Annotated in this window: 15 protein-coding genes; 8 read left to right on the forward strand and 7 right to left on the reverse strand. The window is 56.0% G+C overall.

Annotated features, from left to right (window positions below; translation table 11 throughout):
- Nucleotide 1 precedes the first annotated feature (1 nt).
- The 3 genes from rpsP to AC3B5A_RS05145 all read right to left on the reverse strand — a co-directional run bounded on the left by rpsP (nucleotide 2) and on the right by AC3B5A_RS05145 (nucleotide 4,617).
- Complete coding sequence (rpsP, locus tag AC3B5A_RS05135; RefSeq protein ID WP_489799371.1) at nucleotides 2-472, reverse strand: 30S ribosomal protein S16; 471 nt, start codon at nucleotides 470-472, stop codon at nucleotides 2-4.
- A 295-nt stretch (nucleotides 473-767) separates the two neighbouring features.
- Nucleotides 768-3,074, reverse strand: a complete 2,307-nt coding sequence (locus AC3B5A_RS05140; RefSeq protein WP_489799373.1) for a glycoside hydrolase family 31 protein — start codon at nucleotides 3,072-3,074, stop codon at nucleotides 768-770.
- Between the two features lie 157 nt (nucleotides 3,075-3,231).
- A complete protein-coding gene (locus tag AC3B5A_RS05145) occupies nucleotides 3,232-4,617 on the reverse strand; it encodes an SLC45 family MFS transporter (RefSeq protein WP_489799375.1) in 1,386 nt (461 codons plus the stop codon).
- Nucleotides 4,618-4,828: 211 nt separating this feature from the next.
- Here AC3B5A_RS05145 and AC3B5A_RS05150 point away from each other — a divergent pair, with 211 nt between their 5' ends.
- The 6 genes from AC3B5A_RS05150 to AC3B5A_RS05175 all read left to right on the forward strand — a co-directional run bounded on the left by AC3B5A_RS05150 (nucleotide 4,829) and on the right by AC3B5A_RS05175 (nucleotide 9,676).
- On the forward strand, nucleotides 4,829-5,839 hold the full coding sequence (locus tag AC3B5A_RS05150; RefSeq protein ID WP_489799377.1) for a LacI family DNA-binding transcriptional regulator: 1,011 nt from the start codon (nucleotides 4,829-4,831) through the stop codon (nucleotides 5,837-5,839).
- A gap of 305 nt (nucleotides 5,840-6,144) precedes the next feature.
- Nucleotides 6,145-6,549, forward strand: a complete 405-nt coding sequence (locus AC3B5A_RS05155; protein WP_489799378.1) for a DUF2712 domain-containing protein — start codon at nucleotides 6,145-6,147, stop codon at nucleotides 6,547-6,549.
- Nucleotides 6,550-6,627: 78 nt separating this feature from the next.
- Nucleotides 6,628-7,503, forward strand: coding sequence for a hypothetical protein (locus AC3B5A_RS05160; RefSeq protein ID WP_489799380.1), 876 nt, complete (start codon nucleotides 6,628-6,630; stop codon nucleotides 7,501-7,503).
- Nucleotides 7,493-8,200: a hypothetical protein gene (locus AC3B5A_RS05165; RefSeq protein WP_489799382.1), complete on the forward strand. Its 708-nt coding sequence runs from the start codon at nucleotides 7,493-7,495 to the stop codon at nucleotides 8,198-8,200. The genes AC3B5A_RS05160 and AC3B5A_RS05165 overlap by 11 nt, the downstream gene beginning before the upstream one ends.
- Nucleotides 8,197-8,880 (forward strand): hypothetical protein, encoded by a 684-nt coding sequence (locus AC3B5A_RS05170; RefSeq protein ID WP_489799384.1) that lies wholly within the window; start codon nucleotides 8,197-8,199, stop codon nucleotides 8,878-8,880. Before AC3B5A_RS05165 ends, AC3B5A_RS05170 begins: the two co-directional genes overlap by 4 nt.
- A gap of 157 nt (nucleotides 8,881-9,037) precedes the next feature.
- Entirely contained in the window at nucleotides 9,038-9,676 is a 639-nt protein-coding gene (locus tag AC3B5A_RS05175) for an ABC transporter ATP-binding protein (RefSeq protein WP_489799386.1), read from the forward strand.
- 19 nt (nucleotides 9,677-9,695) lie between these two features.
- Here the strand turns inward: AC3B5A_RS05175 and AC3B5A_RS05180 are convergent, their stop codons facing one another.
- The 3 genes from AC3B5A_RS05180 to AC3B5A_RS05190 form a co-directional block, all read right to left on the reverse strand.
- Nucleotides 9,696-10,889 carry an endonuclease/exonuclease/phosphatase family protein gene (locus AC3B5A_RS05180; protein WP_489799388.1) on the reverse strand — a complete coding sequence of 398 codons (1,194 nt, stop codon included), beginning with the start codon at nucleotides 10,887-10,889 and terminating at the stop codon, nucleotides 9,696-9,698.
- Nucleotides 10,890-11,047: 158 nt separating this feature from the next.
- The gene (gene ffh / locus AC3B5A_RS05185) at nucleotides 11,048-12,721 is read right to left on the reverse strand and encodes a signal recognition particle protein (RefSeq protein WP_489799390.1); all 1,674 of its coding nucleotides are present in this window, start codon (nucleotides 12,719-12,721) and stop codon (nucleotides 11,048-11,050) included.
- A gap of 45 nt (nucleotides 12,722-12,766) precedes the next feature.
- On the reverse strand, nucleotides 12,767-14,659 hold the full coding sequence (locus AC3B5A_RS05190; protein WP_489799392.1) for a cysteine--tRNA ligase: 1,893 nt from the start codon (nucleotides 14,657-14,659) through the stop codon (nucleotides 12,767-12,769).
- Nucleotides 14,660-15,215: 556 nt separating this feature from the next.
- On the opposite strand from AC3B5A_RS05190, the gene AC3B5A_RS05195 reads away from it, so the two are divergent.
- Nucleotides 15,216-16,730 (forward strand): MFS transporter, encoded by a 1,515-nt coding sequence (locus tag AC3B5A_RS05195; protein ID WP_489799394.1) that lies wholly within the window; start codon nucleotides 15,216-15,218, stop codon nucleotides 16,728-16,730.
- A gap of 383 nt (nucleotides 16,731-17,113) precedes the next feature.
- Nucleotides 17,114-17,833 carry a type 1 glutamine amidotransferase gene (locus AC3B5A_RS05200; RefSeq protein WP_489799396.1) on the forward strand — a complete coding sequence of 240 codons (720 nt, stop codon included), beginning with the start codon at nucleotides 17,114-17,116 and terminating at the stop codon, nucleotides 17,831-17,833.
- Nucleotides 17,834-17,875: 42 nt separating this feature from the next.
- On the opposite strand, the gene AC3B5A_RS05205 is transcribed toward AC3B5A_RS05200, so the two are convergent.
- A complete protein-coding gene (locus AC3B5A_RS05205; RefSeq protein ID WP_489799398.1) occupies nucleotides 17,876-18,490 on the reverse strand; it encodes a PadR family transcriptional regulator in 615 nt (204 codons plus the stop codon).
- Nucleotides 18,491-18,521: the final 31 nt, after the last annotated feature.

The following is an 18,521-nucleotide window of genomic DNA, read 5'->3' on the forward strand; positions in this document are numbered from 1 at the left end:
ACTACTCAGCCTTTTCCTCTTCTGCAGCGGGCTCAGAGGCCTCTTCTGCAGGCTGCTCGGCTTCAGCTGCCTGAGCGGCGGCTTCGGCTTCAGCTTTGGCCTTCGCCTCGGAGTTGGCGGCCTTGAGCTTCTGTGCCTGAGCTTCAACAGCCTCGACGCGAGCGGCGGCATCCGGACCTGCTTCAGCGGTCTTCAGCGTGCCCTCGGCGCCATCGATGCCCTTGAACTTCTGCCAGTCACCGGTGATCTGCAGCAGCTTCTTGACCGGGTCGCTCGGCTGTGCGCCGACGCCCAGCCAGTACTGTGCGCGCTCAGAGTTGATCTGGATGAGTGAAGGCTGCTTGTTCGGGTCGTAGATGCCGATCTCCTCGATCGACTGACCGTCGCGCTTGTTGCGCGAATCGGTGATGACCACGCGGTAGAAGGCATAGAACTTCTTACCCAGGCGCTTCAAACGAATCTTGGTTGCCATAACGGCTCTCCTTGTAAATGCAATGCGACATCCGCCAATGTGTGGGGCACAACGGCTTGCTTCGCGCGTTCCTCGGGTCGAACGGTTTGAGAGGGCCCGCCCAGCCACGAATAACCGTTCCACTATACCGCACAGCGTGGATAGAAAATTCGGTGCAAATTGAGGGGTTGATTGCTGACAATAGCAATGCCTGAGCCGGTTTGCGTAACATAGCAAACGGCTGGCACGGTTTGCTTACCGTACCAGCCGATTGTGTGATGAGGCGCTACTGCGACTGTATCATTGCGTTACTGCGCTATTGCGCGACGTATGAGGCGCTTCCCTCATCCCAGGAGAAGGTGAGGCTGCTGCCGGGCATCTCCAGTGTGACCTGCTGGTAGACCGGCTCGAAACCGCGGTGGGTCAGTGTAACACTGGAATTGTCGCTGTCGGCTTCGACGTGGTAGACGTTGTATTTGCCTTCCTCGTATCCGAAGCTGAAACCGTCGTCCTGATAGTGATTGGTGCTGCCGGCATCGCCGAAGAGACGGAAGGTCATCGCTGTATCCGGTTCGTCGCTCAAATGCTCCACCACCGGTCCCACGGGCAGCATACTGTCCGCTTTGATGAACAATGGCAGTACATTCAGCGGTGCGTCGACCAGAATATCGCGGCCGCCAGTATGGCGCTCGCCGCTCCAATAGTCGATCCATTCACCCTGCGGCAGATAGACCGCACGGGACACCTGGCCTTCGTTCACCACCGGGGCGACGAGTACCTTGTCTCCCACCATGTATTCATCATTGCAGGTGCGTGTACGTGGGTCATCCTCGTAGTTGAGCACGAGCGGGCGCATGATGGGCAGGCCGTCATGCTGTTCGGCGGCGAAGCAGTCGTAGAGGTAAGGGATGAACCGGTAGCGCAGATGCAGGTAGTCGCGGTAGATGTTCAGCACATCCTCACCGAATACCCATGGCTCCTGGTCGCGCACTTGCAATGCTGCATGGTTGCGCAGCATGGGGCTGAAGATGGCGGCCTCAATCCAACGGGTGAGTAGCTCAGCCGTGCAGTCGGCGCTGAATCCACCGATGTCTGCGCCCACGTAGGCGAATCCGGAAAGTCCCATGTTGCTCAGCTGCGGAACGGACATCTGCAAATGCTGCCACAGGCTTTGGTTGTCGCCGGTCCACACGGCGGAATACTTTTGCGTGCCGGCGTAGGCGGCGCGGGTGATGACGTACGGGCGCCGGTCACTCGCGGCGCGGATGCCCTCGTAGGTGGCCTTGGCCATGTTGTGCCCGTACACGTTGTTCATGCGGCGCAGGTCGCTGGGCTGCCCTTCGTCGCTCATGACCACGTCCTCGGGCATGTCACCGTCGAATGTGGCGGGTTCGTTCATATCGGTCCAGATGCCGGCGGCGCCGGTATCAAGCAGGAACTTGCAGTGTTTGCCCCACCATGTGCGCACGCGTTCGTCGCCGAACGCCGGGAAGGCCGACTTGCCGGGCCAGACGCGGTTGATGTAGATTTCTCCGGTCTTGGGATCAGTGGCGAAGTAGCCTTCCTTGACCCCCTCTTGGTAGATTTCATAGTCTTCGTCCTGTTTGACCCCCGGGTCGAGAATCGGGATGACGCGCACGCCACGGCTTTTAAGGTCGGCAAGGAATCCTTTGGGGTCTTTGAACTTGTCGGTGTCCCAAGTGAAGACACGGTAGCCGTCCATATAGTCGATGTCGAAGTGCACAGCCTCCAACGGCAGGTGGTATTGCGCGAACTTGTCGACGATTTCTTCCACGCGCTCTTGGCTCATCGAGTAGCCCCAGCGTGACTGCTGATAGCCGAGCATCCAACGCTGTGGCAGGGGTGTGCGGCCGGTCAGGTACGTGTAGTTGGAGACCACGGATTTGAGGTCGGCTCCGCCCAGAATGTAATAGTCAAGGTTGCCGTCCACTGCTGAATAGAAGTAGTATCCGTTGTTTTCCTTGCCCAAGTCGAAGTGACTGCGATAGGTGTTGTCGAAGAAGAGGCCATAGGCATGGCCGCGCTTCAACCCCAGCAGGACGGGAATTGACTTATAGAGGTTGGTGAAGCTTTCGATATGCGGGCGCGGCTCGTCGTAGTTCCAGTTGTCGTATTCGTAGCCGCGCTTGTCGAGGAACCCGGTTTTATCACCCAAGCCGTAGAAGTGTTCGTCGGCATCCAGCTGGTTGATGATTTCGTAATATTCGCTTGTTCCGGCACCGACCTCTGAGACCTCATGACCTTCGGCGCGCACAATGCTTTGATGGCCGGCATCGAGCGTCTTGTTGATGGTCTCACCGCGACCTTGCCGATGAGTGAGTACGAGCGGGTTGCCATCCGCGTCGTAAACATCCACGTTGAATCCTGCATCCACATTGACCCGGAGCGCGTCCGTGCGAATTTCGACGTGATCGCCTTGGTCGGTGGTGGTGAACTGGGTGAGTTGGCTTTTATCCCCCTCTATGGCATAGGAGTTGGTGTGACGGCCTCGGTCCTGGAAAACCCGGATGATTTCAGGGGTGAGGATGGTCAGCTCGAGGTTTCCCTCTTCGCAGCTTAGGGAGATGGTTTGGCCGCTGATGGCCTGTTTCAATGTCTGCATGATGGTGTTCTTTCCTATGTGCAGTGTGTGGATGGTCGTGTATTGAAATCGTCGGTGTTATGAACACCGTATCGATTATGGACGGGGGTTCACGCGCGCTGGTGGCTCTGCGCCCTGCGACGCGGATGAGCCGCAGGGCGCAGAGCCAGGCTTTGGTTTACTCCTTGGCAGCGAGTTCCTTGGCCTTCGTGTCCTTGATAATGCCCATGAAAGCACCACCGAGCAACCAGGAGACACCGCCGATGACGAGCATGGTGGGCATGGAGCTGCCGGTGAGCGGGAAGATGATGAAGCTCAGGAGCGAGGCCGCGATTTGCGGCAGGCAGATGAAGATGTTGAACAGGCCCATGTAAGCGCCGTCGTTTTCGCCGTCGGTTTCAGTGGTGAAGATAGCGAACGGTTCGGCGTGCATGGTCAGGTAGCAGATGCCGATCAGGGTGAACGATCCGATGAGCATGTACTGGTTGTGGCAGAACGCCGTCCAAATCATGCCTACGCCGCCGCACAGCAGACCCACGCGGTACCAGAACTTGCGCTTGTACTGGCTGGTGCGCGAGAGCACCAGGAATCCGTAGACGATGCCCACGATGGACTGCACGAAGGTGAGGATGCCGTACCAGTTGCCTGCCGCTTGGAATCCTGCGGAGGAGGAGTCGGAGGTGCCCCACACGTTCTTGGCGATGGCGCCGGTAGCGTAGGTCCACAGGTACTGGATGCCGAAGTAGGCGAAGAACTGGATGACAGCGACCTGCCAGAAGGTGGCCGGAGCCTCCTTGATGAGCGTCCAGTAGGACTTCTTCGGGGTCTTCTTGGACTTCTCATAGTCGAAGTTGTGGTAGTCGGCGTAGGTCTCGGGATCGTATTCCTTGACGGAGAGAATGGTGTAGATCGAGGTGACGAGCAGCACCACCGCAGCGATGTAGAAGGAGAGACGCACGGACATGGGTACGACGCCTTTGCGGTCGACGTTGGCGATGCCCAGCCAGGTGAGCACGAACGGGCAGAGGTTGGCGAGCACACCGCCGAGGTTGCTGAAGGACTGCTGCCAGCTCCAGGCCTTGTCTTTCTGCTTCTCATTGACCATGTCGCCGATGATCATGCGGAATGGCTGCATGCAGGCGTTGTTGGACAAATCCATGAGGGCCACAGCTACCGCGCCAAAGAGCAGCGCTGCGGTGGAACCGAAGCCGAATCCCAGAGATCCCGAGTTGGGCAGCAATACCATGACGATGGCGGCCAGCGGAGATGCGACGAGCAGTATGGGCATGCGGCGGCCGAATCTTGGTGACCAGAAGGAATCGGAGAATTTGCCGAGGATGGGCTGCACGATCATGCCGATGAGCGGAGGCAGAAGGAAGAAGAGGCTGAGCTTGTTGGGGTCAGCACCCAGGGTTTGGAAAATACGGCTCATCTGTGAGGTCTGTAGCGAGAATGCCATATTGACGCCGCAGTAGCCAAAGGTGAGGGCGAACATCATTTTGGAGGTGATGTCAGGTAGGGAATGATGTTTGGCGTGGGTTGTCGCCGATGGTGTATTGGCCACGTTGCTCCTTCGGAAGTGGGTAATGTAAACGTCTACCGTAGACGTTTACAGAGCATTACTGTACTCCTTTTTTGTCGATGCGCAACTCTGCCGCTGTGCTACCGATCCGCGCGTTGACGCCCTGCCATTCGTGAGATAACGACCCTTCACTAGAATGAGCATGAGAAGAGCCGGTTAATGAGGAAACGTTTACTGCAAGGGGATGTGCGGCATGGCAATGCGATCGCGAGTTACGATCAAGGACATCGCCGAGAGGCTGCACCTTTCAACCGCCACCATATCCAGAGCGCTCTCAGGCAGAGGCGAGCACAATGATAAAACGGTGGAACTGGTAAAGCAAACGGCCAAAAGCATGGGATATGTGCGTAACATGGCCGCCTCCGATCTCGTGCAGCGCGAAAGTCATATCATCGCGGTGGTCATGTCGAGTACCAAATCGAACTTCGGCACCAACATTGTGGGTGAGATTGAAGCCAAGGCCGCACAGCACAACTTGGATGTGTTCGTCATTCATGTAGGTAACAATGATTCCCAGGCTCAGCAGCGTGCCATTCGTGCAGCTGTCGAACGTGCGGTGCGTGCGGTGGCGCTGGTCTCTCTGGAACTGGATGAGCAAACCGTACGTATGCTGCACGATTCTGGCATACCGTGCGTGGTGCTGTCTGCCCCAGTGGTGGACAACGCGCTGCCATTCGTTACCTCCGACAATTTTAAGATGGGCTACGAAGCCACCGAATTTCTTGTTTCCCGTGGGCACACGGCGATCGGTCTTGCCGGTATTCCCGACCAAGGCGCGGTACGGCTGCGCGTGGATGGCTACCGGCAATGCATGAAGGACCACGGTCTTGCTGTTGAGGGGCGGTGGATTCAGTACGGCACGTGCGTGTATGAGGACGGTGTGGCGGCGGTCGATGCCTATAGCGGGGCCGGTATGGACGTGACCGCCGTCGTCGGAGCCAGTGATTTGACGGCATTCGGAGCGATGAACCGCGCGTCGGAACTGGGGTTGAATGTGCCTTTGGACTTGAGTGTTATGAGCTTCGACGGCACGGAACTGGTAGATATGGTGCGGCCGAGTCTGACCAGCGTGACCCAAGATTTTGACCGCATGGGCAAAGACGGATTCGACATACTTGCCGCGGGGGAGCAGGGCAATTTCCCGCACTACGTGCCCTTTACCGTCATCGAGCGCGAGTCAACCGCAGTACGTGGCAGGGCGTGAGCGGCGTGTGATATTTGGTGGGCGCCGGCGTTGGAGAGTGCTGTCGTTGTGTCTGCAACGCTTGTCGGCGTGTCGCGCCGAGATTGCTGATTTTGCATATATTTTAAGCATGTGGAAGCAAAAAAATATTTGCTATTTTCATATACATATTTGCTCTGTGAGAAATATTTTGTTATTCTCTTAACAGCTCCGGCTTGTTGTAGGAGCTGTTCGGATAGCACAAAGTTGTGTTTTGTCTGTCTGAGCCCACACATGAGTGGACCCGACAGCAATGTGGGGTGTACTCACGAAATAAAGGAATAAAAATGAAGACTATGAATATAAAGCATAAGGCTATGGCCTCGCTCGCTATTGTAGTCTCCATGTTCAGCTTCGCTGCTCCGGCGATGGCTAACAATCATGGTGATACTGGCTGGTCGGCGACCACAAGCGGTTGGAATACTGTTGATACTCCGAATCGGCAGAAGCAGGATGCCTCATCTGGGTATATTCGCACGCAGTATGCTAACAAGACTGTTCGTGCATGGATGCTTGGCTATCACAATGAGGATGTATCTTCGGCAACGGTTTATATGACTTCTGGGCAAGCTCGAAAAGTAAGTAATTTTACTTACGAGCGGTACGGGCGAAAGCAAGTTCATATGCGAACCCAAAGTAACAGTGGGAATGGCTACACCGGATATGGTGTGTGGAGCCCCGACTCTGTGTGATGTATCTGGGGTGCGCAGCTATGTTCAATAGCTGCGCACCTTTTATAGAAGAGAGGTGAATGAGGATACATGTGGGCAATGATAAAACGACAGCTTATTCGTAATCTGTTCAGTGTGCGCATACTAATTATCATCGCAGCATCTGCTGTGCTTATTTTCTTTAACCATTGGTCGTACTGGCATGCAGGATTCATGCCGACGGCGAGTGCCCCGACTTTTCTGCGTGAAGTAATGCTATTCAGTCGAGATGGCTCGTCCGGTCCTATATATTTACTGCTGCTGCCATTCTTTGCAGCGCTGATTGGTGGCAGTGTTTTTTCTATTGAGCGTTTTACGGGGCGAATCAATAGTTTGTATACTCGTAAAAGCAGAAACTCAGTGCTTCGAGGATCGATGATCTCTGGCTTTCTGCTTGGTGGCATAGGAGGTACGATGCCTTTGCTGCTGAACTTGCTTGTGGCAGCTGTACGAGATCCGCACATGACATTCATTGATGGAGTTGATTGCGCGCCTGATGCTGCTACGTATATGACAGAAGCTGAGTATAAAGCGGCTGGATGTTATCGATATATTTTGATTGATTCAAAAACGTGGTTATATGATGTATATAAAACTAATCAGGTGCTGCTCATTGTAACTGTACTGCTAATGGTATTCCTTATTTCAGGGCTTTTCGCTACCCTTGCCGTCGGAGTTTCCTTCTTTACCAAAAAGCGGTTTGTGGAGTTGCTGATTCCATTTGTTGTCAGTCTGGTTTGGTGGGCACTGCCGGATATTACGCTTGGGGCTGTTCCCAATGAACTTAGTCATGTTACGTTTTTGAATATCGCTTCTGCACAATCCGCCACGGGAGGCCGCAATTACAGTGCGACTGGTTTTGTGATTACCGTGTTGGGTTTGGCGTTCTTGTCGTGGCTTTGCGTGTTTGTCGAAAGGAAGTGCGATGTCAGTTAGTGAGGTATTGGCACCGCTGCGAAGGTCCTCGAATCTGAAGAAAATCGTGGTTGCCGTGGCGCTGGTATATGCGATTCTGTATTCAGTTGCTTCGTTCTTCTTCTCTCAGCAGTCCGATTTTGCCGGTGACTACGACACGTACATGAGGCAAGCCTCCGTAGTAGGATGGTTGCCGTCCATACTGATACTGCAAGCCGCTGGCAGCACGCAATATCCGGCTTTCGAACGTGTGAGACAGCAACCCAAACGAGAGCTGGCCGTCAATATGGCGTGGGTGCTGGTGGTCTCAGTGCTGCAAGCAGCCCTCGGCGCGGTTCTGTTCGCGGTCATGGAATTTGCCGTGTTCGGCAATCCTGCCGTTGCCAAATGCTGGTCGGTGGTCATAATGGTGTTCGCTCAGCTGGTGATGATGGGTGTTGCCGTGCAGCTGCTCGTGTTGTTATTGATCAATCTCGGGTTTTCGTTCGGTCAGGTCGTACCGTGGATCACCATCATTTTTGTGTTGGGAGGCTGGTTTCTGCTGGCATTCCCAGGCACCATGGGACGTTACTTGTACTACTTCTGGTATCCCGTCGGCATGGACTGGAGGCAAGTTCTCTTCGATCAGGTCGTGCCGTTCGTCGGATATGGGCTGCTGATGATTTTGGCAAACCAGACGGCGTTTGAGCGGCTTGACTACATCGACAAAGTCGGGTGATTGCCGTGCATCAAGTTCATCGTGCCTGGCAGCAACTGAGCGGGCGCACCGGTATTCGCTTGCTCATACTCGTTCTGCTGGCGCTGCTGACATTCCAGTTCTACACGGGTGTACTCTCCGGGCAAAACAATGGCGTGTTCATTGGCATGTACCACCTCTCGAAAGATGTCGGAGTACCAGACCTGATGGTCAATGCGGCCGCCATCGGCTTCATGGCCTGCGGCGTCGCGATACCTCTGGAGCAGATGTCAGAGTATTTGAGTGTGCCTGACTACTATGTCTACGTTCGTGCGCGCCGCGGCATCATGCATTTCGTTCGCTATCTCGCGCTGGTGATTGTCTATTGCCTGGTGTTCACCGGGTTGCAGACGGTGATTGCCGTTATGGTTCTTCCAAGTTCGTACACTGCTCGGATATTGGTATCCTCCGTGTGTGCGGCATGGACGCTTCTGGTGCTCATGCTGACTGCCAACGCAGGCTATCTGTTGGGGAATCGAGCCATAGGGTATTTCGTTGCGGCATTGCTCTACGGTTTGCTTCTTGCCGTTCCGAATTTCACCAAATGGTTCGCGTTCGCAACGGTAGGCGCGGTGCCGGCTTGGGTACCGGTACTGGCTGGGGCCACGGTGCTGCTGGTGGTGGGCAATGCAATTGTGTTCAACCGCTATGAAATTGAGTGAGCAGGGATGCGGCGAAGGTAGGCATCTTTACTACGCACCGTCGTTTCCGTGATACAGCATATGCAAACCCGGTATGTGCATTTCATCCCGTGTAGACATGCGTCAACCAGAAAAACAGGAGTCATCCTACAGATGACCAATCGATAAAGGAATTATCATGTACGTTGAAGTCAATAATATTTCGAAAACCATCAAGAAGAAGCCGGTGCTCACCAATGTTTCCGCGAAATTCGAACGCGGTCACATCTATGGCATTGTTGGTCCCAACGGTTCGGGTAAGACCATGCTGCTGAGAGCCATATGCGGGTTCATACGGCTTGATGAAGGCGAGGTTCTCATTGGTGATAAACCAGTAGAATTCAACGAAAAGCTGCCGGATTCTGTTGGAGTAATCATCGAAAATCCCGGTTTCGTCACGTCTGAGACTGCCATGCAGAATCTCGAGTACCTCGCCGGCATCAATAAGGCGTTTGACCAGGCAGAGGTGGAACGGTTGCTGAAGCACTTTGGGTTGCAGGGGCATGAAAACGAGAAAGTCAAGGCATATTCGTTGGGTATGAGGCAAAAGCTAGCCATCGTGCAGGCGCTGATGGAACATCAGAATCTGGTGCTGCTTGATGAGCCTACTAACGGTTTGGATGAGCGTTCCGTAGCCTTGTTCCTCGATGAGATGCGTCATCAGCGAGAATTGGGGCGCACCATCGTCATCGCCTCGCATCACAGTGATGAGCTGAACCAGATTGCCGATTGTCTCTATGCCATGGCTGACGGGCGGCTGAGCGCAAAATCAGTGTGAGACGGTTGCCGGTGGTACATTATCGCCGCCGCACGCGAGCCACCAGCGCCAGATGGTCGGTGCCGGGGACCGATACGGCCATGGCATCTGTGGGAATGAGTGGCGCACTCGCCAAAACATGGTCGAGTTCGAGGCGTGGCCAGCGCAGCCAAGCAGGGAAGCTGGCCACAGTGCGGTGATGTTCGGCCAGTCCGGCATCGGTAAAGCCGGACCGCAGCAGAGCACGGAAACTGGGGTGCGACAGGCTTGAATTGAGGTCGCCCATAATCACCACTGCTGCGGGTACGGCGGTGGCGGCAGCAGCGCTAGTAGAAGTCTTGTTGCGGCTGGCCATGCCGGTATCTCTTGCGGCAACGTCATGTGCTGCGGGTGTGCCGCGGTCAGCGAATGGCTGTTCTGCCAGTGTTCCCAGTGCGCGGATGCCGGCCGACCACTCACGACACCCACGCATGGGGGACTTGGGGTGAGCGCTGACGAAGGTGATGCCTCCAACCTGGGCGTACGGGGTGTCGGCAGCTTCAATATCGTCGCTGCGCGCAGCAGAGTCCTCGGGTTTGTCAACAGTCCAAATGCCGTTGAATCCGCCGTTGTCGCTTGCTTGGTGGCGTCCAAGCTGACGGTAGGGCAGCAGCTGCGCCAAGCCAGCATCGTCCAGTGCGCGAACCAGTTCAGGAGTGAGCTCCTGCAACGCCAACACGGCAATGTTTCGTTCCCGAACCTCAGTGACAATCGCCCCCGCATCAGCTTTGCCGAAGCGGCAGTTCAGCGTCATAACGTTGAGCTTGGCAGACAGGCAATTAGCAGTTTTGCAGGCGGTCTTGTTATCGTCATCGCTGTTGGTGCCATTGTTGTTGCTACTACCAGTTGTAGGTACAGTTGCATCTGCAGTTTCAGTTGCGGCCTCGGTACCGTCAGTGTGCGATCGCGCCCCGCTATCTAGCTGTATGCCGCGCCCTGTTGCGCGAGACACCCGCCTGCGATGCCACGGCGAATTTACGAAGGCAATCACCACCATGATGCCCGCGCTGAGCAACGTAGCAAAGGTGCTACCGGTGACAGCGCCCAGCACCAAGCACACCGCCGCCGGAATCCACAGAAACCGCACAAACGAGATGAAATAGGGCAGTGGCGCACGGCCGTCCCAGCCCGCCGGCAGGAAACGTAGCAGCGTCCAAACGGCGAGTAGACCCGTCACGATATTCAAAGCAATCATGACGACTCCGTTTCCGTCAGGCAAAGGATGAGATGACTCATCTCACGGACGAGTACGAATGAGCCAATAAGTAGAAGTAGTAGGTGTTTGAGGTCGTGCGGTGACTGGCGGCATTCACGTGCCAGTCACCGCGGCGAATAAGCGGCAACTGGCACTGGTCAGCCCAGCAGCCCCGACAGTCCACCACCGAAGTTCGGCGGCAAATCAGGCACGCCGTTCTGCGAGCCTTGACCGCCACTCCCTGCTCCCAAAGCCTCCTGGAGCTCAGGTGGCAGACCATTCGGATCCTGCTTTTTGGCGAACGCCGAACCGCCGGACTTGCTGCCGCCCTTGCCGGACAGCTTGTCGCGCAACGCCTTTTCCTCAGCCTCGCGCTTCATTGGATTGCCGGACTTCGACTTGCCCTTCTTGCCTTTTTTGCCCTTCTTGCCGGCTTTGCCTCCGCCCATGGCAGGGCCGCCGAAGCCAGGGATACCGCCCGAAGCCTTGTTGGTCACCCGCTTCATCATCTTGGCTGCCTGCTCAAATCGCTGCAACAGACCGTTGACCGTCGACACGGTGTTTCCTGAACCATAGGCGATACGCGCACGGCGGGAACCGTCGATGATGGACGGGTCGCGCCGCTCCTCAGGAGTCATGGAGTGGATAATGGCCTCTGTGCGGTCAATTTCGCTCTCATCAAACTGCTCAAGTTCCTTGCGGTGAGCAGCCATACCTGGGATCATACCCAGAATGCTCTTCATGGAGCCGAGCTTGCGCACTTGCTGTAGCTGCTCGAGGAAATCGTCCAGACCGTACGTGCCCTGCGCCATCTTCTTGGCTGATTCGAGCGTCTGCTGCTCGTCGAATTCCTTCTGCGCCTGCTCGATGAGCGTGAGAATATCGCCCATGTCAAGGATTCGAGAAGCCATGCGGTCGGGGTGGAACACCTCGAAGTCCTTCAGGCCTTCGCCGTTGGAAGCGAAGAGAATCGGCTTGCCGGTCACGCTCGCCACAGAGAGTGCTGCGCCGCCTCGTGCATCGCCGTCGAGCTTGGAGAGCACCACGCCGGTGAAGTCCACGCCTTGGTCGAACGCCTGCGCGGTTTTGACAGCATCCTGGCCGATCATGGCGTCGATTACAAAAAGAATTTCGTTGGGGTTGACAGCGTCGCGAATGTTGCGCGCCTGAGCCATGAGCTCTTCGTCTACGCCCAAACGACCCGCAGTATCGATGATGACCGTATCGTACAGCTTCTCATTGGCGAATGCGATGGAGTCCCGTGCCACCTTGACCGGGTCGCCGGACGTGCTGCCCGGAGTTGCTACAGCCTCGCCGCCGGCTGACTGCACGCCGCGCTCGGGAGCATATACCGGCACACCGGCGCGTTCGCCGACCACTTCCAGCTGGGTCACAGCGTTCGGGCGCTGCAAATCGGCAGCAACCAGCAGAGGAGTATGACCCGAATCCTTGAGCCAGTAGCCCAACTTGCCTGCCAACGTGGTCTTACCGGCGCCCTGCAGGCCTGCCAGCATAATGACAGTAGGCGGGTTCTTGGCGAAATTCAACGGGCGATCTACGCCGGCACCCAACACGTTGGTGAGCTCCTCGTTGACGATTTTCACCACCTGCTGGGCGGGATTCAGCGCCTCGGAAACCTCGGTGCCCAACGCGCGCTCGCGGATGGTGGAAGTGAAGGAGCGCACCACGTCGAGCGCCACATCGGCGTCGAGCAGGGCACGGCGAATCTCGCGGATCGTTCCGTCGATGTCCGCCTCGGAAAGTTTGCCCTTGCTCTTCAGGTGTTTGAAGGCATTAGAGAGCTTGTCTGTTAAAGAACTAAATGCTGCCATAATGTCCACAATTCTAGCGGGCGCGCGGGAAAAGTTTAGGAGCCGCTACTTGAGGCTCCACGTGGAACCGTCACGCCCGTCCTCGATGGTGATGCCCTTGGCGGTCAGATAGTCGCGGATGCGGTCTGCCGCCTCGAAATTCTTGGCAGCGCGTGCGGCGGAACGTGCATCGAGCGAATCGTGCACCATGGCGTCGAGCACCTCATGTTCGGTGGCTGCTCCGTCCGCCTGCGCCGAATCGGACTGACCATGCGCCCCCGCTGCCCACGGTTCGGCGAGCGGGTCAAGACCGAGCACATCAAGCATGGCGCGCACGGAAAGCAGTGTGGCGTGCAGCCTACCTTGGACGTCGGTTGTGCTCTTACCTGCCGCCTGTGCTTCGGCAAGCTCGCTCATCTGTGCATTGCCTTCGCGGATGGCGCTAAATATCGCTGCGGTCGCACCAGATATACTGAAATCGTTGTTCATGGAAGTCACGAAGTCCTCGGGCAGCTCCGTGGCACTTACTGCTGCCACCTCGTCGCGAGAAGGCTGGGCGGACAGCGCCTCGCCGGCTCTCGTGGTGAAATTATTGATGCGCTCATATGCCGCCTGCGCTTCGGCCAGAGTCTGGTCACTCCACTCCAGCATCGAACGGTAGTGGACGGTTCCTAACGCGTAGCGCACCACCCAAGCTGAGTGTTCCGCCAATACCGCCGGCACGGAGAGCCCGTTGCCCAGCGATTTGCTCATTTTCTCGCCCTTGGCCGTCACCCAGGCTGAATGCATCCATACGTTTGCGCTGTCCCATCCAGCGGCCAAAGACTGTGCCATTTCGTTCTCGTGGTGCGGGAAGCGCAGGTCGAGCCCGCCGCCGTGAATGTCGAACATGCTTTGGCTCGGTTGTGCAGGGTTGTAGAGGTAGCGGTGACTCATGGCCGAGCACTCGATATGCCAGCCCGGCCGCCCCTCGCCGAACGGGGTTTGCCAGCGTGCGGTCGCCGGGTCGCTGGGCTTGGAGGCCTTCCACAATGCGAAATCGCGCGGATCTCGTTTGCCGTCTACGTTGTCGGCTGGATCTGCGGGGTTGTAGCGGTCGTTTCCTGCTCGATCCACACTCGGGCCCATTTGATCAGTAATCGCAGTGTCAGCGTCTCTGTCGGTGTTAACCTCTGCGTTTGCGTCTGTGCCGGCCGCTGCGCCTGTCTCTGCGGCATCGGTATGCCGCGCCGCTTGAGTCGGGATATTGATGGCGCTCGCATCGCTGCCTTCGGACGGGCGCGCGTCGTGAGTCTCATCGTTCTGTTTCTGCCGCGTCAACTCGCCATAGCGCGGCCAACTGGCTACGTCGAAGAACACGTTCCCGGTCGGCTTGCCATCCGCATCCTTAATAACGTAAGCGTGCCCGTTGTTGATGAGTTGTTCGATGAGCTCCACCATGTCACCGATGTGCCCGGTCGCGCGCGGCTCATAGGTAGGAGCCATCACGCCGAGTGTTTCGTAAGCGTGCGTGAATTCGCGCTCGTAGATGTAGGCGCGCTCCCACCACTGCTGCCCGGCAGCGTGCGCTTTGGTGAGGATTTTGTCGTCAATATCGGTCACATTGCGAATGAAGGTGACCTTGAATCCCAGCTTTTCCAACCAACGGCGAACCACATCGAACGCTACTCCTGCACGGATGTGGCCAATATGCGGTGAGCTCTGCACGGTGGCGCCGCACACGTACATCCCTACCTGCCCTGGCACGATTGGTTCGAACGGCTCTACGCTGTGCGTGGCCGTGTTGTAGACGGCCAGTCGGGCGGCGATGGAGCAGTTCTCGGCTGCCTGCCTGTGATCATGTTGATGCTTGCCGACAACTGCTGAGTCTTGATGAAGTTCGGTGGTGCAATTTTCCGATACACCGGCGGGCTTTGCTGGCTCAGGTGCCCTGCTGCTGTGCTGCTTTGGTGAGGTCATATCGCGCCGCCAATCTGTTCATGCCCTGTACTGATGCATCGTGATTGCTCTAAAACCTTGAAATGTCGCGGTTTGTGAGCTTTTGCAATATTATCCCACCCTATGATGTTTGTCAGACAATCCGCAGTGCGCCAAGCTTCGGGCAGCACGATAATCGCCTCGATTGCGTTCCGTGAGTACTTTTTCAAGCAGCTCGGATTGTGATGAAATGCAAGAATGGCGGAATTTCAACGATCTTGGTTGCGAGCAAATGCGCAGTAGGGGCAGGTTTTGCACAAAAGTACTCACAGAATGAAAATGGCCATGCAAGCGCTTCGGCCGGATATGCGAATTGCCTGTGACCGGTGAAATTGTCTATACCGCTGAGCAGCATGTGATGCGTACGCTTTGCGCGTTGTCGCCGATTGGCGATGAGACAAACACCGCAGTCAGCGTGCGTTCATTTCAAAGGAATTTCATGCCATCCCCTTCTCAAGGACAGCACAACCCTACCTATTCAAATCAAGGCTCGAACCACGGATCAACCCAAAACGCGAACCACAGTTCAAGCCGGGAAATGAGTCAAGGCTTAACCCAAACCGTGAGTCATATCTCCAATCAAGGCGCGACGCGCGGCTCAGCCCAACTCAATCAGGCCGAGCGCAGGTGCGATCCGTCACAGACGCCTTCGGGCAATCCGGAGAAAGCTCGCATCCCCGAGAAAGTCCGCATTCCCGGCAGAGTCTTTGCTGCCTTCATCGCTTCCGGCCTGCTTTCGCTCTCTGGAGTGGTCGTTGAAACCGCCACCAACATTGCATTCCCAACGCTTATGCGCGAATTCGACGTGAGTACCGACACGGTGCAATGGATGACCACCATCTACCTGCTGGTGGCCTCCGTAGTGGTGCCGTTGAGCGCCAATTTCAAGGAGCGTTTCACTGCCAGATCGCTGTTTATCACTGCTAATCTGTGCTTTTTAGCGGGGCTTCTGGTGTGCATTTTTGCGACGAACTTCGGTCTGCTCTTGGCTGGGCGTGCGCTGCAAGGGTTGGGCGCCGGCATTGCTTTGCCGCTGATGTTCAACATTATTCTGGAAGAAGTGCCCGCCCAGAAAATCGGTGTGATGATGGGTTGGGGAACTCTCATCACCGCTGTTGCCCCAGCGATTGGGCCCACATTCGGTGGTGTGGTGGTATCGAACATGAGTTGGCGGTTTATTTTCGCTTTCCTTGTTCCTGTAGTTGTGGTGTCTTTGGTGATGGGAGTGTTGTCAATCAGGCAGCACAGTACGCTGCGACAGGTGCATTTCGACGCCGGTAGCATCGTGCTGATTGCCATTACCTTTGCTGGATTCGTCATTGGGTTCAGTTCGATGTCCACTACGTCGTTCTTCAGCCTCACTGTGGGCGGAGCGTTGCTGGTAGCAGTGATTGCGTTGGCTCTGTTTGTTGCGCGTCAGCTCAAGATCGAGCATCCTTTGTTGAATGTCCGTCTGCTGCGTAACCTGCACTTTGCTGGCTTTGTTGTCGCATACTTCCTGTTTCAGGCCACGTCTCTCGGCATGTCTCTGATTCTGCCGAACTATATGCAACTGGTCAACGACAGTTCGGCGTTTGTGTCAGGCTTGTGCCTGCTTCCGGGTGCCTTGCTTGGTGCGGTGTTCGCGCCTCTCGGCGGTCGTATTCTCGATATCTTTGGGCCGAAGCCGCCGCTGGTGGCTGGGCCTGCGCTGTCGATAATTTCCGTTGCGCTGTTCTTGGTATTGGGACATCATCTGAGCGACGCTGCCATTCTGGGATTGTATATGCTGTACATGCTCGGCACTGGCTTGTGCATGGGCAATATGATGACTGAAGGTCTCAACCGACTTGATGGCAAGCAACGCAGCATGGGCAACGCCTTCTTCAATACAGCACAGCAGTTTGCCGGGGCAGTGGGCACGTCGGTAAGTGCCACGCTGCTTGCTGCTGGGCAAGCTGGTGCCAAGACGCTGGCGGCTGGAACCGTAAATGGCGCAGTGCTAGCGTTCTCTGCGTTGCTGGCAGTGCTCGTGGTGCAGTATGCAGTGCTCATGCGCTCGCTGCGCAGATAACATATTTCGTTCAGTAGGGACGATTTGGGATATCTTGGCAATTGAAGAATATGAGAATGGCGGAATTGCAACGTTTCTGTATTTTGGGGTTGTGTCAGTTTGACGAAATCGTCCCTACTGAATGACTGCGATGCTGATATGACTGTCAGATTTCCGGTTTGCGGGGATATTTTTGGGGGTATGGCAGAAAAGAGGCGAATGAATGGGGCGGTTGGGGGTGATTGTCGTGCTCGATCATGCGCGACTGTTATGGCACTTGAGGGATGTGCGTGGCTGGATTTGTGGTTGAAGTACTGCGACAGTTTTGTAGATGAAAATGACTGTTTGAGTCAATATTGAGTGCATGCACAGGCTATGGCAAGACAAAATGGCATAATGGTAGTATGACGACGGCGAAAGTGCTTATTGTGCAGCATGTGCCTTGGGAGAAACCGGGGAGAATTCTCGATAGTCTCGACGACTACGGGGTGAATTCTCAAACGGTCAACCTGGTACAAGATGAGGCTATGGAAGACAGCGATGTCAACGATTTCTCAGGTTTGGTGCTGATGGGCGGGCCAATGGGGGCTGCCGACACGGAAACCTATCCAGGGTTGAAGACCGAGGCGAAAATGGTGCGCCGGGCGGTAAAGGCTGGTATGCCGGTGCTGGGTGTGTGCTTGGGGCATCAGATTATCGCTACTGCGTTAGGCGCGAAACTGGAACGCGCCAAGCATGCTGAGCTGGGGTTTGCTCCCATCAGTAAGGTGGCGTGCAATGACTACTTTTCGATGTGGAACAAGAAGCTGAATGTCTTGCATTGGCATGGCGATAAGGTTTCACTGCCCGAAGGCGCGCAGCTGCTCGCCAGCTCCGAGCACACGAAGAATCAGGCGTTTTGCTACAAAACAGCCATCGGATTCCAATTTCATATGGAAGTCACGGCAACGTTGCTGGATGAATGGCTTGCTGAGCCGAAGATGACGGAAAACCTCAAGAAATCGCAGATTGCGCAAATTCGTGATGATTTTGCGCGCTATGACTGCGAGGTGCAGCCACTTGCCGAGCAGGTGTTCTCAGCCTTCGCCACGCGCTGCAGTACCTACGCGCAGTCGATGGAATGACTGTGAGGTGGGCGTCAGTGCAGTGTGGGTGCCGGTGAAACCTCACGATGAGACTGTAGTTGTTTTGTCTTTTGATGCTTTGCTGTAGTAGGTGGGCAGCCGTTTGAGGAATTCTTTCAGCCACGCTGTCTCGGCCATGATGGCGGCTTTTTCGTAGTGGAAGATTTCTTGGATATAGGAATTTGACGCAGTTGCGTTTGAGGTGTTCGAGACGCCCGGAGTGTCTGCGGTGCCCGAATCGTACGAGGCATCAGAAGCGGCTGTTGGAAACCAAGTTTCCATGGCATCGTCAAATGCTTCGAGAAATGCTGTGTTGTTCTGTAGCCGTCTGCGGCAGGCGCGCGTCACGTCTTCTTCGGGGATGTAGGGGATGAAGCACAGCACTGGCATGAGATCGCCGGGTTGGGGTTGTGGATTGTCGAGCTTTTCGTGCACCAATGCCAGAAACTCTTGCCGGCCTTTGTCGGTGATGCGGTAGCGGTATTGCGTTGGCCTGTTTTCGGTTTTGCTGGTGGAATCGAATTGCAGCATCCCGCTTTTACTCAGGTGTTTGAGCTGGTTGTAGATGGATGCGCGGGCCACGCCGGCCCATCTGTCCGCGTTCCAGGCTTTGAGTTCCTTCTCGATTTCATACCCGTACGTTGGCTCGCGGAGCATGACCACTCCAAGGACGAGTAGTTTAGTATCG

The organism is Bifidobacterium sp. ESL1133 (genome assembly GCF_058107325.1).